Genomic DNA, 13,549 nt, shown 5'->3' on the forward strand with positions numbered 1-13,549 from the left:
TAGCGCCATCCCGCCTCGTCGAGAGGGCGTATCGCGGTCGTCACGAACGTGGAGGTGGGATGCGGTGGACGCCGGCGGCGCGCAGCATGCTCAGGGCATCACATGCCCCGTGAGAGCGTGCGGACGAACGCGTCACGGCGTACGGCCAAGTCGCGTGGTCCTGGCATCCCGATGCCGATGCCTCCGCGGCGGCGCGCTCACAGCGCGTCGTCGCGCACGGTGACCAGAAAGCCCGGCGCACCGGGGAGAACGCGAAGCAACCGTTAAGACCATCCGCGCAGGGAGGGCCGGGATGTCCCAGCCGAACCTGTGGTACCTGCCGCCTGCATTTCTTGTCGCAGGCGGGCCATGGGGGCGGCAGGCTCCCGGCCTTCCCTGCGCCTCTTGTTTTCCAAGGGGCGACCGGCACGCAAAGCTCGGGCGTCATTCGCCGCGAGAATGCACCGTCATATCTCGTCAGCTACTGCGCCTGCGGCGCGCCGTAGTTCGGCGCCAGCAGGCGGTTGCGGACGAGCCAAGCCATGGTGCGCGTCCAGGATTCGTCGGTGTTGCCGCGCATATCCGCAGTCATCGCCGCGACCGGCTTGCCGGTGTGAACGTCGCGCAGATAGATGTTCATGTTGAGGATGAGATTGGAGACCTTCTGCACCGTCCCGGTGATGGCGAGATCGGCGCCGATGTCGCCCGCGAGCTTGACGTCGCAGCCGCCGCAAGCCTGCAGATTGCTGTGGTGCGCCGCATCGTTGACAGGAGCGATGTCGAGCACGCGAAAACGTCCGGAGTCCTGCAGCGCCGCGCGCAGTTGCTCGGCCGCATGCGCCAGCCTGTTCTGCTCGTCCTGGCGCGGGCCCTGCACCTCGCCCTGCAGGCTGGTGTCGATCAGCTCGAAGTCGAACACCGCCACCTTGGTCGGCTCGGCATGCACTGATGTCGCAGACATCAGGATCAGGAACGCGGGGAGAACGGCAGGTTTCAAGGTCGTGATCCGAAATGACGCGACAGCGGCCAAAAGTGGGGTTGAAAGCTAGGCCAATTCGTTCATCTTGCAAGACGAAACCTCGCCGGACAAGGACGAGGGAACAATGGGAGGACGTGTGGTCCTGGGAGTTCTGGCCCGATCTCTGATGGGCGCGATCGGCCTCATCGCCGCCGCAACCGCCGCCAGCGCGGCGGATCCGGTCGACATCGCGATCGGCTATCTCGGCCGCGCGAGCGTGCCGCAGACCTTGTCGCCGCTCGACCAGCCTGCGGCCGATGATGGCGTGGCCGGCGCGAGGCTCGCGATCGAGGACAACAACACCACCGGCAAGTTCCTCAACCAGCGCTTCACTTTGATCGACCGCCGCGTCAAGGATGACGAGGACGCCGCGCAGGCCGCCAATGAGCTCGCCGGCAAGACGGGATTCGTCCTCGTGGACCTGCCGGCGGATGCGGTGCTGAAGGTCGCAGATGCGTTGCGGGGCCGCGGCGTCACCCTGCTCAATGTCGGCGCCACCGACGACCGCCTGCGTGAGCAGGACTGCCGCGCCAACGTCATCCATGTCGCACCGACGCGCTCGATGCTCGCCGACGGCCTGGCGCAATATCTGGTCTGGAAGCAGTGGAAGCGCTGGCTGCTCGTCACCGGCTCGCACGACAACGACAGACTGTTCGCCGACGCGCTGCGCCGCGCCGCCACCCGCTTCGGCGTCAAGATCGTCGAGGAGCGGACCTTCGAGGACACCGGCGGCGCGCGCCGCACCGACAGCGGCGTGACCTTGATCCAGCGCCAGATGCCGGTGTTCACGCAGAAGGCGCCGGCCTATGACGTGCTGGTCACCGCCGACGAGAGCGAGGTGTTCGCCAACTATCTGCCCTACCGCACCTGGGATCCGCGCCCCGTCGCGGGCTCCGCCGGCCTGCGGCCGACGAGTTGGGATCCGGCGCAGGACCAGTGGGGGGCGACGCAGTTGCAGAACCGCTTCATGAAGCTCGCCTCGCGCCGCATGGACGCCTTGGACATGCAGGCCTGGATGGCCGTGCGCTTGGTCGGCGAGGCCGCCTCGCGCACCAACTCCGGCGACGCCAAGACGATGACCGACTACCTCAAGGGCCCGAACTTCACCATCGCCGCCTTCAAGGGCACCCGCCTCTCCCTGCGCGACTGGAACCTGCAATTGCGCCAGCCGATCCTTCTGGCCGACGGCCGCATGATCGTCTCGGTCTCGCCGCAGGAGGGCTTTCTGCACCAGGTCTCCGAACTCGACACGCTCGGCGTCGACCGCCCTGAAACCAAGTGCAAGCTGCAATGATGTCGGATTGGATGATGTTGATGAAAGTGTTTAGTCCGACACAGACGGCGCCAGTCTCTCCCCGCGTGCGGGGAGAGGCCGGATTGCATCGCAGATGCAATCTGGGTGAGGGGGACTCTCCAAGCACCGTGCTCGTGGAGAGAGCCCCTCACCCCAACCCTCTCCCCGCGAAGAACGGGGAGAGGGAGCGCACCGTCTGCGCCGCGACAAATCGAGTCCATTGGGCAAAGGGGCGAAGGAGGAAATGGCGCGATCAGCTTCCAAAGCGCCCGGCCCTGGCAGCCGGCCTGCTCGCCGCCGCGCTGTCGCTGGCCTCCGTCGCCCCCGCCTCCGCCTACGTCGCCTTCGTCTCCAACGAGAAGGGCAACACGGTCTCCGTGATCGACACCGACACCTGGACCGTGACCAAGACCATCAAGGTCGGCCAGCGGCCGCGCGGGATCGCGTTCACCCGCGACGGCAAGTTCGTGATGGTGGCGGTCGGCGATGACGACACCATCCAGGTGATCGACGCCAAGAAGATGGAGGTGGTGGATACCCTGCCCTCCGGCCCCGATCCCGAGCTGTTCGCGCAGGACGCCGCCGGCAAGACGCTCTATGTCGCCAACGAGAACGACAACACGGTCACGGTGCTCGACCTCGAGAAGCGCGTCCGCATCGGCGACGTCCAGGTCGGCGTCGAGCCCGAGGGCATGATGCTCAGCCCGGACGGCAAGATCCTGATCTGCACTTCCGAAACCACCAACATGGCGCATTTCATCGACACGGCGACCCGCAAGATCGTCGCCAACGTGCTGGTCGATGCGCGGCCGCGCTTTGCCGAGTTCAAGAGCGACGGCTCGGAGCTGTGGGTCTCGGCCGAGATTGGCGGCACCGTCTCGATCATCGACCCCGCCAAGCGCGAGGTCACCGGCAAGATCAAGTTCGCCGTGCCCGGCCTGCGCAGCGAGGCGATCCAGCCGGTCGGAATCGCCCTGACCAAGGACGGCAAGACCGGCTTCGTCGCGCTCGGCCCCGCCAATCGCGTCGCCATCGTCGACGGCACCACCCACGAGGTGAAGAAATATCTCCTGGTCGGCCAGCGCGTCTGGCACATGGAGTTCACGCCGGATGAGAAATATCTTCTGGTCACCAACGGCGTCTCCAACGATGTCTCGGTGATCGACGTCGCCGCGCAGAAGGTGATCAAGACCATCCAGGTCGGCGAGCTGCCCTGGGGCATCACGATTGCACAGCCATGACGACGCAGAACGCACCCGCTCTCGACGCCACAGGCGCCACCCCGCAGCCGGCCTCCGACCAGGTGCCGGCGCTGTCGGTCGCCGGCGTCAGCCATTCCTACGGCGCACGCAAGGCGCTCAACGACGTCAGCTTCGCCGTCCAGCCTGCGAGCTTCACCGCCCTGCTCGGTCTCAACGGCGCCGGCAAGAGCACGCTGTTCTCGCTCATCACCCGACTGTTCGCGGTGCAGACGGGCCAGATCGGCATTTTCGGCCATGACATCGGCCGCACGCCGGGCGAGGCGCTGCGGCTGCTCGGCGTTGTGTTCCAGCCGCGCACGCTCGACCTCGATCTGTCGCTGACGCAGAACCTGCTCTACCACGCCGCGCTGCACGGCATCTCGCGCCGCGAGGCCCGCGCGCGCAGCGAGGAGCTGCTGGCGCGCATCGGCCTCGCCGACCGCGCCGGCAGCAAGGTGCGCGACCTCTCCGGCGGCCAGATGCGCCGGCTGGAGATTGCTCGCGCCCTGCTGCACCGGCCGCGCCTCTTGCTGCTCGACGAGGCCACCGTCGGCCTCGACGTCAAGGCCCGCGCCGACATCGTCGGTCACGTCCGTCAGCTCGTCGCCGAGCAGGGCATCGGCGTGCTCTGGGCGACGCATCTGTTCGACGAGATCGCGGCGACCGACGATCTCGTCGTGCTGCATCAGGGCCGCGTGCTGGCGCGCGGGCCCGTCCCGCAGGTCATCGCCGAGGCCGGTGCGACCGACGTCAACGCCGCGTTCGCGCGGCTGACGACCCAGGCCAGTCCGGCGCGGAGCTCCGAGCCATGACCGTCACCACCGTGCACGCGCCCACACCCACACGCAGCGGCTTTTCGGCCGGCGAATACATCACCTGCCTCACCGGCATCGTCTGGCGCGAGGGCCTGCGCTTCCTGCATCAGCGCGAGCGCTTCGTCTCGGCGCTGGTACGGCCGCTGGTCTGGCTGTTCATCTTCGCCGCCGGCTTCCGCCAGGTGCTGGGCATCTCGATCATCCCGCCCTACGAGACCTATATCCCCTACGAGGTCTATATCGCGCCCGGCCTGATGGCGATGATCCAGTTGTTCAACGGTATGCAGTCGTCGCTGTCGATGGTCTACGACCGCGAGATGGGCAACATGCGCACCTTGCTGGTGAGCCCGCTGCCGCGCGGCTATCTGCTGTTCTGCAAGCTGCTCGCCGGCACCGCCGTCTCGGTGCTGCAGGTCTATGCGTTTCTCGCCATCGCCTGGTTCTGGGACATCACCCCGCCGCCGATGGGCTATCTGACGGTGCTGCCGGCGCTGATCCTGTCCGGCCTGATGCTCGGCGCGCTGGGCATGCTGATTTCCTCCGGCATCAAGCAGCTCGAGAATTTCGCCGGCGTCATGAACTTCGTGATCTTCCCGATGTTCTTCGCCTCATCGGCGCTCTACCCGCTCTGGCGGGTCGAGGAAGGCAGTCCCTGGCTGGCTTATCTCTGCGAAGCCAATCCCTTCACCCACGCGGTCGAGCTCATCCGCTTCGCGCTATATGGCAAGCTGAACTGGGTTTCGCTCGCGGTGGTCGGCGGCTGCACCGCCGTCTTCATGATCGGCGCGATCCTGGCCTACGATCCGTCGCGGGGGTTTGTCAGGCGCGGTCCCGGAGGCGAGGCATGAGGTTCAGAACGACACTGGCGGCCGTCGCCATCGCTGCGTCGGCAGGTGCTGCGCAGGCCGCCGATCCGCGCTATCCGGATTGGCCCTGCCCGCAGGCCAAGGTGCCGGAGATCTCGATCGCCGCCGTGTGGTCCGGCCCGCCGATCGACGATGTCGGCGCGAGCTGGAAGGACGATGCGAAGGTGGCCGAGCTCGTCGCCAAGCTTGCCGCGCGCCGTATCCCGCTGGAGCAGGCCCAGAAGGACGTCGCCGATTTCCTCACCGGTACGGCCGAGGAGAAGATACGCAAGGGCAAGCTGCTGTTCGCCGGGCTGTTCGACACGCTGAACACGCAGCGGACATCGGTGATGAACGGCCTGGAGCGCGTCATGCGCAAGCAGCGCGAGGCCGTCGACAAGGTGCGCGGCGACACCATCGCGCTGCAGGAGATGCACAGCGGCCCCAACCCGGATCAGGCCAAGGTCGAGGAGATGACCAACCGGTTGAACTGGGAGACGCGCATCTTCGAGGACCGGCGTCGCGTGATGAAGTTCGTCTGCGAGGTCCCGACCGCGATCGACCAGCGCCTGTTCGCCCTGGCGCGCGAGATTCAGCAGGACATGGAGTAGCTGATTTGATGCGCTACCGCCGCCCTCTCCGCTCACTCCTCAGGCCGCGGCTCGGGCTGCGTCTGCTGCAGCGGCAGGTCGGCGCGGCTCCAGGCGTCGGTCCCGTCCGGATACCACGCGACGTTGCGGTAGCCATAGGTCAGCGCGCGCTTGGCGGCATTCCACGACATCCAGCAGTCCTCAAGGCAGTAGAACACGAGCAGACGACTCAAATCGCCCTCGGAAGCGCGGGCAAGGCCGCGCTTCAGATAGTCCTCGGTCTGGGGCGCCAGCACCCCGTAGCCGGTGTCGGGCAGCCAGATGCTGCCGGGAATGTCCAGGCGCGGCTGCTCGCGCCACACCGTGCCGGCCGGCAGGTTCTTCGGCTTGGGCGGCCGCGGCAACACATCGACGAAGACGGCGGACTTCGCGCGCCAGATCGCCTCAGTCTCCCGCGTCGACAGCACGCGCGCTCCGCTCAGGGTCGTCGGCACCGGCGCGCGATAGTTCTCGGTGCGATAGCTGTCCGGCTCCGGCACGAGATCATCGGCCCGCACCGCCACGGCGATCAGCAGCACGCCTGCCAATGCCGCAGCGCTGAGCCGACCGATCATGGCTTCGCCGCAGCCTCGGCGGTGATCAGATGATTGCTCTCGTCCAGCAGCGGCACCCCGAAGTCCAGCAGGATCTTGTTGATCTCCCCTTGGTTCTCCTGGATCAGCTTGTTGAGCTGACGGCGCCAGTTCTGGTCCGCGCCACGGACACCCATGGCGATGCGATAGATCAGCTTCGGCCCGCTGGTCTCCTTCACCAGCGGCGTGACATGCAGTTGCGGGCTCGCCTGCTTGGCATAGTAGCCGGCCATCGGCCCCCACAGCACGCCGGCATCGATCTCGCCGGACTTCAGATCGTTGATCATCGCCTCTGCCGAGGAATCGACGCGGGTGTCGATCATCAGCGGATAGGGCTTTGCGGTCGGCATCAGCCCGGCCAGCGCCATATTGGTTGCCGGCGGCGTGCCCGCCACGATGCCGATGTGCTTGCCCTTGAGCTTGGCATCCTCCAGCGTCGTCACATCGGCAAGATCGGAGCCCGGCTTGGTCACGATCGCATAGGCCGTGCGGTAATAGGGACTGGTGCTCTGCACCAGGTCGTCCCCTTGGGGAAAGCCCATGATCACGTCGCAACGGTGCGAGCCGAGCGTCATGCGCACGAATCCGGTGGCCTGCGGGAAGAACGTGTAGTCCACCTTCTTCTGCAGCTTGGCGGCAAAGAGCTCGGCCAGCTTGTTCTCGAAGCCGTCGCCCTTCTCGTTCGAGAACGGCAGGTTGCGCGGATCGGCGCAGACCCTGAGCACCTTGGGATCGACCAGCTCGATCGACAGGTCCAGGCCATCATTGCTCTGCGCGAAAGCGGTGGCCGGTCCGAGCAGAGTGAGCCCCGCGGCAACGGCCAGCGAGCAGGCAAGGTTGTGACGCTTCGTCATCCGTATTTCCATCCCTATCGAACGCATCGCGGTATTTTTGAAAATGCTAGGCCGCCGGCCGCTCCGGTGCAACAGCCGCCGTCATCGCGAAGAGTTGACCCATTGCTGCACCGCAACGTCCATCGCCTGACGCACACCTCTCACGCGAGCAAGGCAAGCCGATGGTGAGACAACTGATCATCGCGATCACTGCCTGGGGGGCGCTGGCGCTCGGCAGCGGCGCTCTTGCCATGCCGCCGGAACTCGAGGTCAGCGAGATCGCGCCCGGCGTGTTCGTTCACATCGGCCAGACCGCGCTGATGAACGCGGCGAACGAGGGCGCCATCGCCAATGTCGGTTTCATCGTCGGCAACGACGCGGTCGCCGTGATCGACACCGGCGGCAGCGTCCGCGAAGGCCGCGCGCTGCTGGCAGCGGTCCGCGCCCGTACCGCCAAGCCCGTGCGCTACGTCATCAACACCCACGCCCATCCGGATCACGCATTCGGCAACGCGGCATTCGAGGGCGACGGCGCGCGCTTCGTCGGCGCCAAGAACCTGCCGCGCGCGCTTGCATTGCGCGGACCGCACTACATCGAGGCGTTCCGGCGCCTGATGGGCGCCGAGCTGATCGACGAGGTCCGTCTCGTCCCCCCGTCGATCCTCGTGGACGACGAGACGATGCTCGACCTCGGCGGCCGTACCCTCACGCTCAAGGCCTGGAGTACCGCGCATAGCGACTGCGACCTGTCCGTCTATGATGACCGCAGCCGGACCTTGTTCGCCGGCGATCTCGTATTCCTGCGTCACATCCCGGTGATGGATGGCAGCCTGCGCGGCTGGATCGCCGACATGGCCGCGCTCGCGACCATCCCGGCCGAGCGCGTCGTTCCCGGCCATGGCCCTGTCAGCCCGTGGCCACTGGCGCTCAGTGACGAGCGTCGCTACCTCGATACATTGGCCCACGACGTTCGCGGGCTGATCAAGGCAGGCAGGCCGATCGCGGACGCCGCTGGGGCCGCGGGATCGGAGCGCGGCAAATGGGAGCTGTTCGACGACTACAATGCCCGCAACGCAACGGCGGCATTCTCGGAAATGGAATGGGAATGAGGGCGGCAACGCGCTATGATCGTTAATTCACCCGACTGCCCGAGGAGGATTGCGCCATGATCCGGCTCCACCTGCCGTCCACCCTGCTTCTCGGGGCCTGCCTCGCGTTTGCGTTCGCACCTGCGAAGGCCGCTGATGGTTACGATCCCTGGCCGGGACTGGTCCAGGACATCTTCAACAACAAGGCGATGCAGGACGGCACCAATGTGCTGTCGATCGAGATGCCGACGCGCGCCGAGGATGCCTCGGTCGTTCCGGTCACCCTGCGCAGCAAGCTGTCGCCCGCCGACGAGCGCCGTATCAAGACCATCACGCTGGTGATCGACCAGAATCCCGCGCCGATGGCGGCCAAGTTCACGCTTGGCGCGGACGCCAATGTGACCGCGATCTCGACGCGGGTCCGCGTCAACAACTACACGGATGTGCATGCCGTGGCCGAGCTGACGGATGGTCAGCTCTATGTGGTCAAGACCTTCGTCAAGGCGTCCGGAGGCTGCTCGGCGCCGGCGGCGAAGAATCCGGACGAGGCCAAGGCGCGCATCGGCCAGATGCGCTACCGGCAGTTCACGCAAAGCAGCGACGGCGCCACGAGCGGCATCCGCGAAGCGCAGGTCATGGTCGGGCATCCCAACAATTCCGGGCTCCAGATGGATCAGGTGACGCAGCTCTACATTCCGGCCTTCTTCATCGACCGGCTGACACTGTCGCAGGACGGCAGTCTGGTGCTGTCGGTCGAAGGCGGCATCTCGATCTCGGAGGATCCCAACATCCGCTTCACCTACGTGTCGAACGGCGCCAAGAAATTCCACGCGGAGGCGAAGGATACGCAGGGCCACGTGTTCGAGCACGATTGGCCGGCCGACGGTTCAGGAACTTGATGCGGCAGAGCGGCAGCGCTTCAGAAGCATCTCACTTCGGCTTCGGCCTGCGCCCGGCGGAGATCGTTCAGCGCGTTGGCGGCCTGCTCGGACGTGCGGAACTGGGTGCCGAGATTGCTGTGCACCTGGGACATGCTGAGGACGGTCTCGGCCGTGACGTAGCGCTCATAGGGAATGATCGAAGCGATCACGTCGATCGAGCAGGAGCACTGCGCGATCGCCTCCCTGGTCTCGCCATTCGCCTTCATGCAGCCGAACACATATTCGGCCCGCGCCGAGGTCGGATAGTCGTTGAGCTCCTCGGCACGAGCCGGCCCGCACAGCGCAATCGTGGCAATGAGAGTGGCGACAATCGGTCCTACCGGAACAGCACTACGCATCACAGTCCTCCGCGGCATCGCAGCCGAAGCTATGCTAAGGGAATGAGGCTGAAAAGAACACCTCTCGAGGAAATGCAGACGGGCTCATGACGCAGATCGGTCGTTTGTTGATGGCGATTGTCGCCTGCGCCCTGCTGCCGGTCACGGCATGCTGCGCCGCCGAGACCGTCAAGGTTGCGGTGCAAAAGACCGGCACCTTCGCCTGGGAGCTGGCCGTGATCCGCGCCCGCCAGCTCGACAAGCAGGCGGATATCGCGATCGATGCGGTCGAGCTCGCGAGCCCGGAGGCCGGCAAGATCGCGCTGCGGGCCGGCAACGCCGACATCATGGTGTCGGACTGGCTATGGGTGTCGCGCGAGCGTGCGCTCGGCGCCAAGCTCACCTTCTATCCCTATTCGAGCGCGCTCGGCGCCGTGATGGTGCCGGCGACCTCGCCGATCAAGACCCTTGCCGATCTGAAGGGACGCAAGCTCGCGGTGGCCGGCGGCCCGCTCGACAAGAGCTGGCTGCTGCTGCAGGCCACGCTCAAGCGCGACGGCGTCGATCTGAAATCGCAGGCGACGATCACCTACGGCGCGCCGCCGCTGCTGGCCGCCAAGCTGGCCGACGGCGAGATGGATGCGGGCTTGAACTACTGGAATTTCTGCGCGGCGCTGGAAGCCAAGGGCTTCCGCCGGCTTGCCGGCGTCGAGGACCTGCTGCCGCCGTTCGGCGCCAAGGGCCGCACCGCGATGATCGGCTATGTCTTCGACGAGGACTGGGCCGCCAAGCATCGCGATCTCGTCGCACGCTTCCTAACCGTCACGGCCAAGGCCAAGGAGATCCTGGCGACTTCCGACGCCGACTGGCAAACGATCGCCCCGCTGACCGGCGCGCCTGATGAGGCGACGTTGCGCGCCTATCGCGACCGCTATCGCGAGGGCATTCCGCACCGGCCGATCGCCGAGGAAGAGGCCGACGCCCGCATCCTCTACGGCGTGCTGGCTTCGATCGGCGGCCGCGATCTGGTCGGCCCGTCTCCGGAGCTCAGTCCCGGCACCTACTACAGGGCGGATGCGAGGGACTAGTGCTGCGCTTGTTGTCCTTTGCGCTTCTGCTGGCCACCTGGTGGATTGCCGCGGCTGTCGCCGGCAGCGCCAAGCTGCCATTGCCATCGGCCGTGCTCGCGGTTGCGGCGACGGAAGCGCGGTCCGGCGCGCTGTTTCTGCATCTCGGCGCAACGCTCGCCCGCGTCGCCCTCGCTTTCACTCTGTCAATGGCACTCGGCTCGGCGATCGGCTTTCTGATGGGGCGCAGCCAGCTCGCCAACCGCCTCGGCGATCCCTGGCTGATCCTGCTGCTCAATCTGCCCGCGCTGGTGGTGATCGTGCTCGCCTATATCTGGGCTGGTCTCACCGAGGTCGCTGCGATCGCGGCGATCGCGATCAACAAGCTGCCGACCGCCGTCGTCACCTTGCGCGAAGGCGCCCGCGCGCTCGATCCATCGCTCGACGAGATGGCCAAGGTGTTTGCCTTTTCGCGCGGACGCATCCTCCGCCACGTCCTGCTGCCGCAGCTTGCGCCCTATATTGCGGCGGCCGCGCGCTCCGGCCTGTCATTGGTGTGGAAGATCGTGCTGGTCGCCGAGTTGCTCGGGAGGCCCAACGGCATCGGCTTCGAGATCGGCGTCGCCTTCCAGCTGTTCGACATTCCGCTGCTGCTCGCCTACTCGCTCAGCTTTGCTGCCGTGGTGCTGGTGATCGAGGCCGTTATCGTCCAGCCGTTCGAGCAGCGTGCATCGAGGTGGCGGCTCCGTGCGGCTTGAGGTCGATATCAGGTCCAAGAGCTACACCAGCGCCGCCAATGGCAAGCGCCAGGAGGTGATTGCTGGCATTGCCTTTTCGCTGGAGCGGGGCGAGGTCGGCGTCGTCGTCGGCCCCTCCGGCTGCGGCAAGAGCACGATGCTGCGGATCCTCGCCGGTCTGGACAACGACTATCAGGGCCATGTATCGCGGCCCGAGGGAGCCCGGCTGGCAATGGTGTTCCAGGAGCCGCGGCTGCTGCCGTGGCGATCCGTCGAGGCCAACGTCCGGCTGGCAGCGCCCGGTGTCGCGGAGGACAGGCTGGCCGCCATCTTCGGCGTGCTCGAGCTCGAGGGACATCGCAGCCATTTTCCAGGCGAGTTGTCGCTCGGCCTCGCCCGCCGTGTCGCGCTGGCGCGCGCCTTTGCGGTCGAGCCGGATTTCCTGATTCTCGACGAGCCGCTGGCTTCGCTCGACGACGCGCTCGCCGCGCGGCTGCGCGAGGAGATCGCGACGCTCGTGGCCTCGCGCCCCATGATCACGCTGCTGGTCACGCACAGCATGGACGACGCGGCACGGCTCGGCGACCGGATCTTCCTGCTGTCCTCACGCCCTGCCCGTCTGCTTCATTCAGTCCCGATCGACCTGCCGCGCGCGCAGCGCAACAACGACGTGGTCGCGGTAATCAAGGCCGATGTGGCGCGACTGGATTTTTCCGTGTCATAGTCATGGCAAAGGACATCGGACCCCAGGGAAAACGCCATGAGACGCGCATCCGCCGTGACGGCGATCATTCTGTTCGGCATCCCGCTCGCGGCCACCGCACAAAGCAAGGGCATCCGGCTCTGGAATCTGACGACCGCAACGATGACCGGCTTTCAGCTCTCGCCGGCCGGCCAGAACAATTGGGGACCGAATCAGACGCTGAACGACAAGGACAAGGAGCTCGATCACGACGAACGGCTGAAGCTCACCGGAGTCGAGCCTGGGCGCTACGACGCCAAGGTGAGCTATGCCGGCGAGCGGCAGTGCATTGTTCGCGGCCTCGAGATCAAGGCCGACGCCGTGGTTTCGGTCGCCGACAAGGACCTCAAGGAGTGCACGAAGTAAGCAGCCAGCGTGCCGACGGCCAAGCCGGCCTCAGGCCTTGTCGTTGCTGTGGGGATATTCGCAGCGCCATCGCACTGCAGTCCATTTCGGGTGCTCGCCGATCCACTGGGCGATGTAGGGCGGCGCCTTCATCGCGCATTGCTGCAGCGAGGCACCGCCATCCGCGAAAACGAGATGCTGCTCCTCGCAGGTGGCCGGAGACAGGACTGCGCAGACGGTGATGACGAGATCGATGGAGCTCATGGCTCGTTGTCCTTCGATAAGCCTGAAACAGCTTAACTGAAACTACGACATCCGGCTGCATCAGTTTCTCCTCGCGCAACAAATTATGCAGCGGAACCAAGGCTGGAACGACTATCCCTGGGCGAATCCGCCCCTGACGCTTGATCCGAACCGGCAGATCGGCTGCAATGGAAGCGGTCGATCGACCTCAAAAGAGCGAATGCGGAGGAAGCAGATGCCCAAGGTTCTCGTACTCTACAAGACCCCCAAGAGCGCCGAGGCGTTCGACAAACACTATATGAACGTCCATGTGCCGCTGGCGAAGAAGATTCCCGGTCTGAAGAGCTACGATATCAGCCGGGGCCCGGTGAATGGGCCGGCGGGAGCCACCAACATCCACCTCGTTGCCACCCTGATATTCGATTCGATGCAGGCGCTGCAGGCGGGAATGGGCTCTGCCGAAGGCAAGGCGGCGGCGGGCGATCTGCCCAACTTCGCCGATGGCGGCGTCGACCTGTATATCTTCGACACGCAGGACGTTTGATCGTCACCAACGTTCGGCGGTGTGCCCGTCATACCCGATCGGCCGAGAGGCCGGTCGCCGGGACGATCTCGCGGACCGTCCATCGAATGGATCCGCCAAGCCAGTCAGAAGCGAATTGCGCTCCTCGTGGCTTGGCAGATCGCTACGCGTTACTTGCGCGCAGCACAGGCGTACATGTTGATTTCCATGCCAACCGGCACTTCGACGATCTTCGGTGTCTTCCAGGCCATTTCAAGCTCCCAAGTTCGACTATCATTGACTGACGCATTGCTCGCGCC

General features: G+C 65.9%; 18 protein-coding genes. 12 read left to right on the forward strand and 6 right to left on the reverse strand.

The features are described 5' to 3' along the window. Window positions 1-460: 460 nt before the first annotated feature. Window positions 461-940 carry a DUF3280 domain-containing protein gene (locus ACQR0U_RS09055; RefSeq protein WP_315752900.1) on the reverse strand — a complete coding sequence of 160 codons (480 nt, stop codon included), beginning with the start codon at window positions 938-940 and terminating at the stop codon, window positions 461-463. Window positions 941-1,082: 142 nt separating this feature from the next. Between ACQR0U_RS09055 and ACQR0U_RS09060 the strand changes: the two genes are divergently transcribed. From ACQR0U_RS09060 to ACQR0U_RS09080, 5 genes are all read left to right on the forward strand, one after another. Then, the gene (locus ACQR0U_RS09060; protein ID WP_316166061.1) at window positions 1,083-2,291 is read left to right on the forward strand and encodes an ABC transporter substrate-binding protein; all 1,209 of its coding nucleotides are present in this window, start codon (window positions 1,083-1,085) and stop codon (window positions 2,289-2,291) included. Between the two features lie 275 nt (window positions 2,292-2,566). Beyond that, window positions 2,567-3,532, forward strand: a complete 966-nt coding sequence (locus tag ACQR0U_RS09065) for a YVTN family beta-propeller repeat protein (protein WP_316169866.1) — start codon at window positions 2,567-2,569, stop codon at window positions 3,530-3,532. Beyond that, window positions 3,529-4,344 carry an ABC transporter ATP-binding protein gene (locus tag ACQR0U_RS09070; RefSeq protein WP_315752817.1) on the forward strand — a complete coding sequence of 272 codons (816 nt, stop codon included), beginning with the start codon at window positions 3,529-3,531 and terminating at the stop codon, window positions 4,342-4,344. The genes ACQR0U_RS09065 and ACQR0U_RS09070 overlap by 4 nt, the downstream gene beginning before the upstream one ends. Beyond that, window positions 4,341-5,195, forward strand: coding sequence for an ABC transporter permease (locus ACQR0U_RS09075; protein WP_315825186.1), 855 nt, complete (start codon window positions 4,341-4,343; stop codon window positions 5,193-5,195). The genes ACQR0U_RS09070 and ACQR0U_RS09075 overlap by 4 nt, the downstream gene beginning before the upstream one ends. Then, complete coding sequence (locus ACQR0U_RS09080; RefSeq protein WP_316169754.1) at window positions 5,192-5,803, forward strand: hypothetical protein; 612 nt, start codon at window positions 5,192-5,194, stop codon at window positions 5,801-5,803. Before ACQR0U_RS09075 ends, ACQR0U_RS09080 begins: the two co-directional genes overlap by 4 nt. A 32-nt stretch (window positions 5,804-5,835) precedes the next feature. Here the strand turns inward: ACQR0U_RS09080 and ACQR0U_RS09085 are convergent, their stop codons facing one another. Further along, window positions 5,836-6,396, reverse strand: coding sequence for a PQQ-dependent catabolism-associated CXXCW motif protein (locus ACQR0U_RS09085; RefSeq protein WP_315713190.1), 561 nt, complete (start codon window positions 6,394-6,396; stop codon window positions 5,836-5,838). Next, on the reverse strand, window positions 6,393-7,268 hold the full coding sequence (locus ACQR0U_RS09090; RefSeq protein WP_316169755.1) for a substrate-binding domain-containing protein: 876 nt from the start codon (window positions 7,266-7,268) through the stop codon (window positions 6,393-6,395). Before ACQR0U_RS09090 ends, ACQR0U_RS09085 begins: the two co-directional genes overlap by 4 nt. Before the next feature lie 161 nt (window positions 7,269-7,429). Between ACQR0U_RS09090 and ACQR0U_RS09095 the strand changes: the two genes are divergently transcribed. Both ACQR0U_RS09095 and ACQR0U_RS09100 read left to right on the forward strand, forming a co-directional pair. Then, the gene (locus tag ACQR0U_RS09095; protein WP_316169756.1) at window positions 7,430-8,356 is read left to right on the forward strand and encodes a quinoprotein relay system zinc metallohydrolase 2; all 927 of its coding nucleotides are present in this window, start codon (window positions 7,430-7,432) and stop codon (window positions 8,354-8,356) included. 56 nt (window positions 8,357-8,412) lie between these two features. Beyond that, window positions 8,413-9,234 carry a quinoprotein dehydrogenase-associated SoxYZ-like carrier gene (locus ACQR0U_RS09100; protein WP_316169757.1) on the forward strand — a complete coding sequence of 274 codons (822 nt, stop codon included), beginning with the start codon at window positions 8,413-8,415 and terminating at the stop codon, window positions 9,232-9,234. Between the two features lie 20 nt (window positions 9,235-9,254). Here ACQR0U_RS09100 and ACQR0U_RS09105 read toward each other — a convergent pair whose 3' ends face one another. After that, the gene (locus tag ACQR0U_RS09105; protein WP_315713197.1) at window positions 9,255-9,614 is read right to left on the reverse strand and encodes a hypothetical protein; all 360 of its coding nucleotides are present in this window, start codon (window positions 9,612-9,614) and stop codon (window positions 9,255-9,257) included. A gap of 86 nt (window positions 9,615-9,700) precedes the next feature. Here ACQR0U_RS09105 and ACQR0U_RS09110 point away from each other — a divergent pair, with 86 nt between their 5' ends. Genes ACQR0U_RS09110 through ACQR0U_RS09125 form a run of 4 tightly spaced genes read left to right on the forward strand, consistent with a single transcriptional unit; the run spans window position 9,701 to window position 12,505 of the window. Then, on the forward strand, window positions 9,701-10,681 hold the full coding sequence (locus ACQR0U_RS09110; protein WP_434872120.1) for an ABC transporter substrate-binding protein: 981 nt from the start codon (window positions 9,701-9,703) through the stop codon (window positions 10,679-10,681). After that, a complete protein-coding gene (locus ACQR0U_RS09115; protein WP_434843099.1) occupies window positions 10,681-11,418 on the forward strand; it encodes an ABC transporter permease in 738 nt (245 codons plus the stop codon). The genes ACQR0U_RS09110 and ACQR0U_RS09115 overlap by 1 nt, the downstream gene beginning before the upstream one ends. Beyond that, complete coding sequence (locus ACQR0U_RS09120) at window positions 11,408-12,121, forward strand: ABC transporter ATP-binding protein (RefSeq protein ID WP_315713203.1); 714 nt, start codon at window positions 11,408-11,410, stop codon at window positions 12,119-12,121. The genes ACQR0U_RS09115 and ACQR0U_RS09120 overlap by 11 nt, the downstream gene beginning before the upstream one ends. Before the next feature lie 36 nt (window positions 12,122-12,157). Beyond that, window positions 12,158-12,505: a hypothetical protein gene (locus tag ACQR0U_RS09125; RefSeq protein WP_434872121.1), complete on the forward strand. Its 348-nt coding sequence runs from the start codon at window positions 12,158-12,160 to the stop codon at window positions 12,503-12,505. Window positions 12,506-12,535: 30 nt separating this feature from the next. On the opposite strand, the gene ACQR0U_RS09130 is transcribed toward ACQR0U_RS09125, so the two are convergent. After that, entirely contained in the window at window positions 12,536-12,748 is a 213-nt protein-coding gene (locus ACQR0U_RS09130; RefSeq protein ID WP_315713207.1) for a hypothetical protein, read from the reverse strand. 214 nt (window positions 12,749-12,962) lie between these two features. On the opposite strand from ACQR0U_RS09130, the gene ACQR0U_RS09135 reads away from it, so the two are divergent. Beyond that, the gene (locus tag ACQR0U_RS09135) at window positions 12,963-13,271 is read left to right on the forward strand and encodes an EthD family reductase (protein WP_315713209.1); all 309 of its coding nucleotides are present in this window, start codon (window positions 12,963-12,965) and stop codon (window positions 13,269-13,271) included. A 149-nt stretch (window positions 13,272-13,420) separates the two neighbouring features. Here ACQR0U_RS09135 and pqqA read toward each other — a convergent pair whose 3' ends face one another. Next, complete coding sequence (pqqA, locus tag ACQR0U_RS09140; RefSeq protein WP_009031067.1) at window positions 13,421-13,501, reverse strand: pyrroloquinoline quinone precursor peptide PqqA; 81 nt, start codon at window positions 13,499-13,501, stop codon at window positions 13,421-13,423. Window positions 13,502-13,549: the final 48 nt, after the last annotated feature.

The organism is Bradyrhizobium sp. HKCCYLRH3097 (assembly GCF_051167875.1).
Taxonomy (GTDB): domain Bacteria; phylum Pseudomonadota; class Alphaproteobacteria; order Rhizobiales; family Xanthobacteraceae; genus Bradyrhizobium.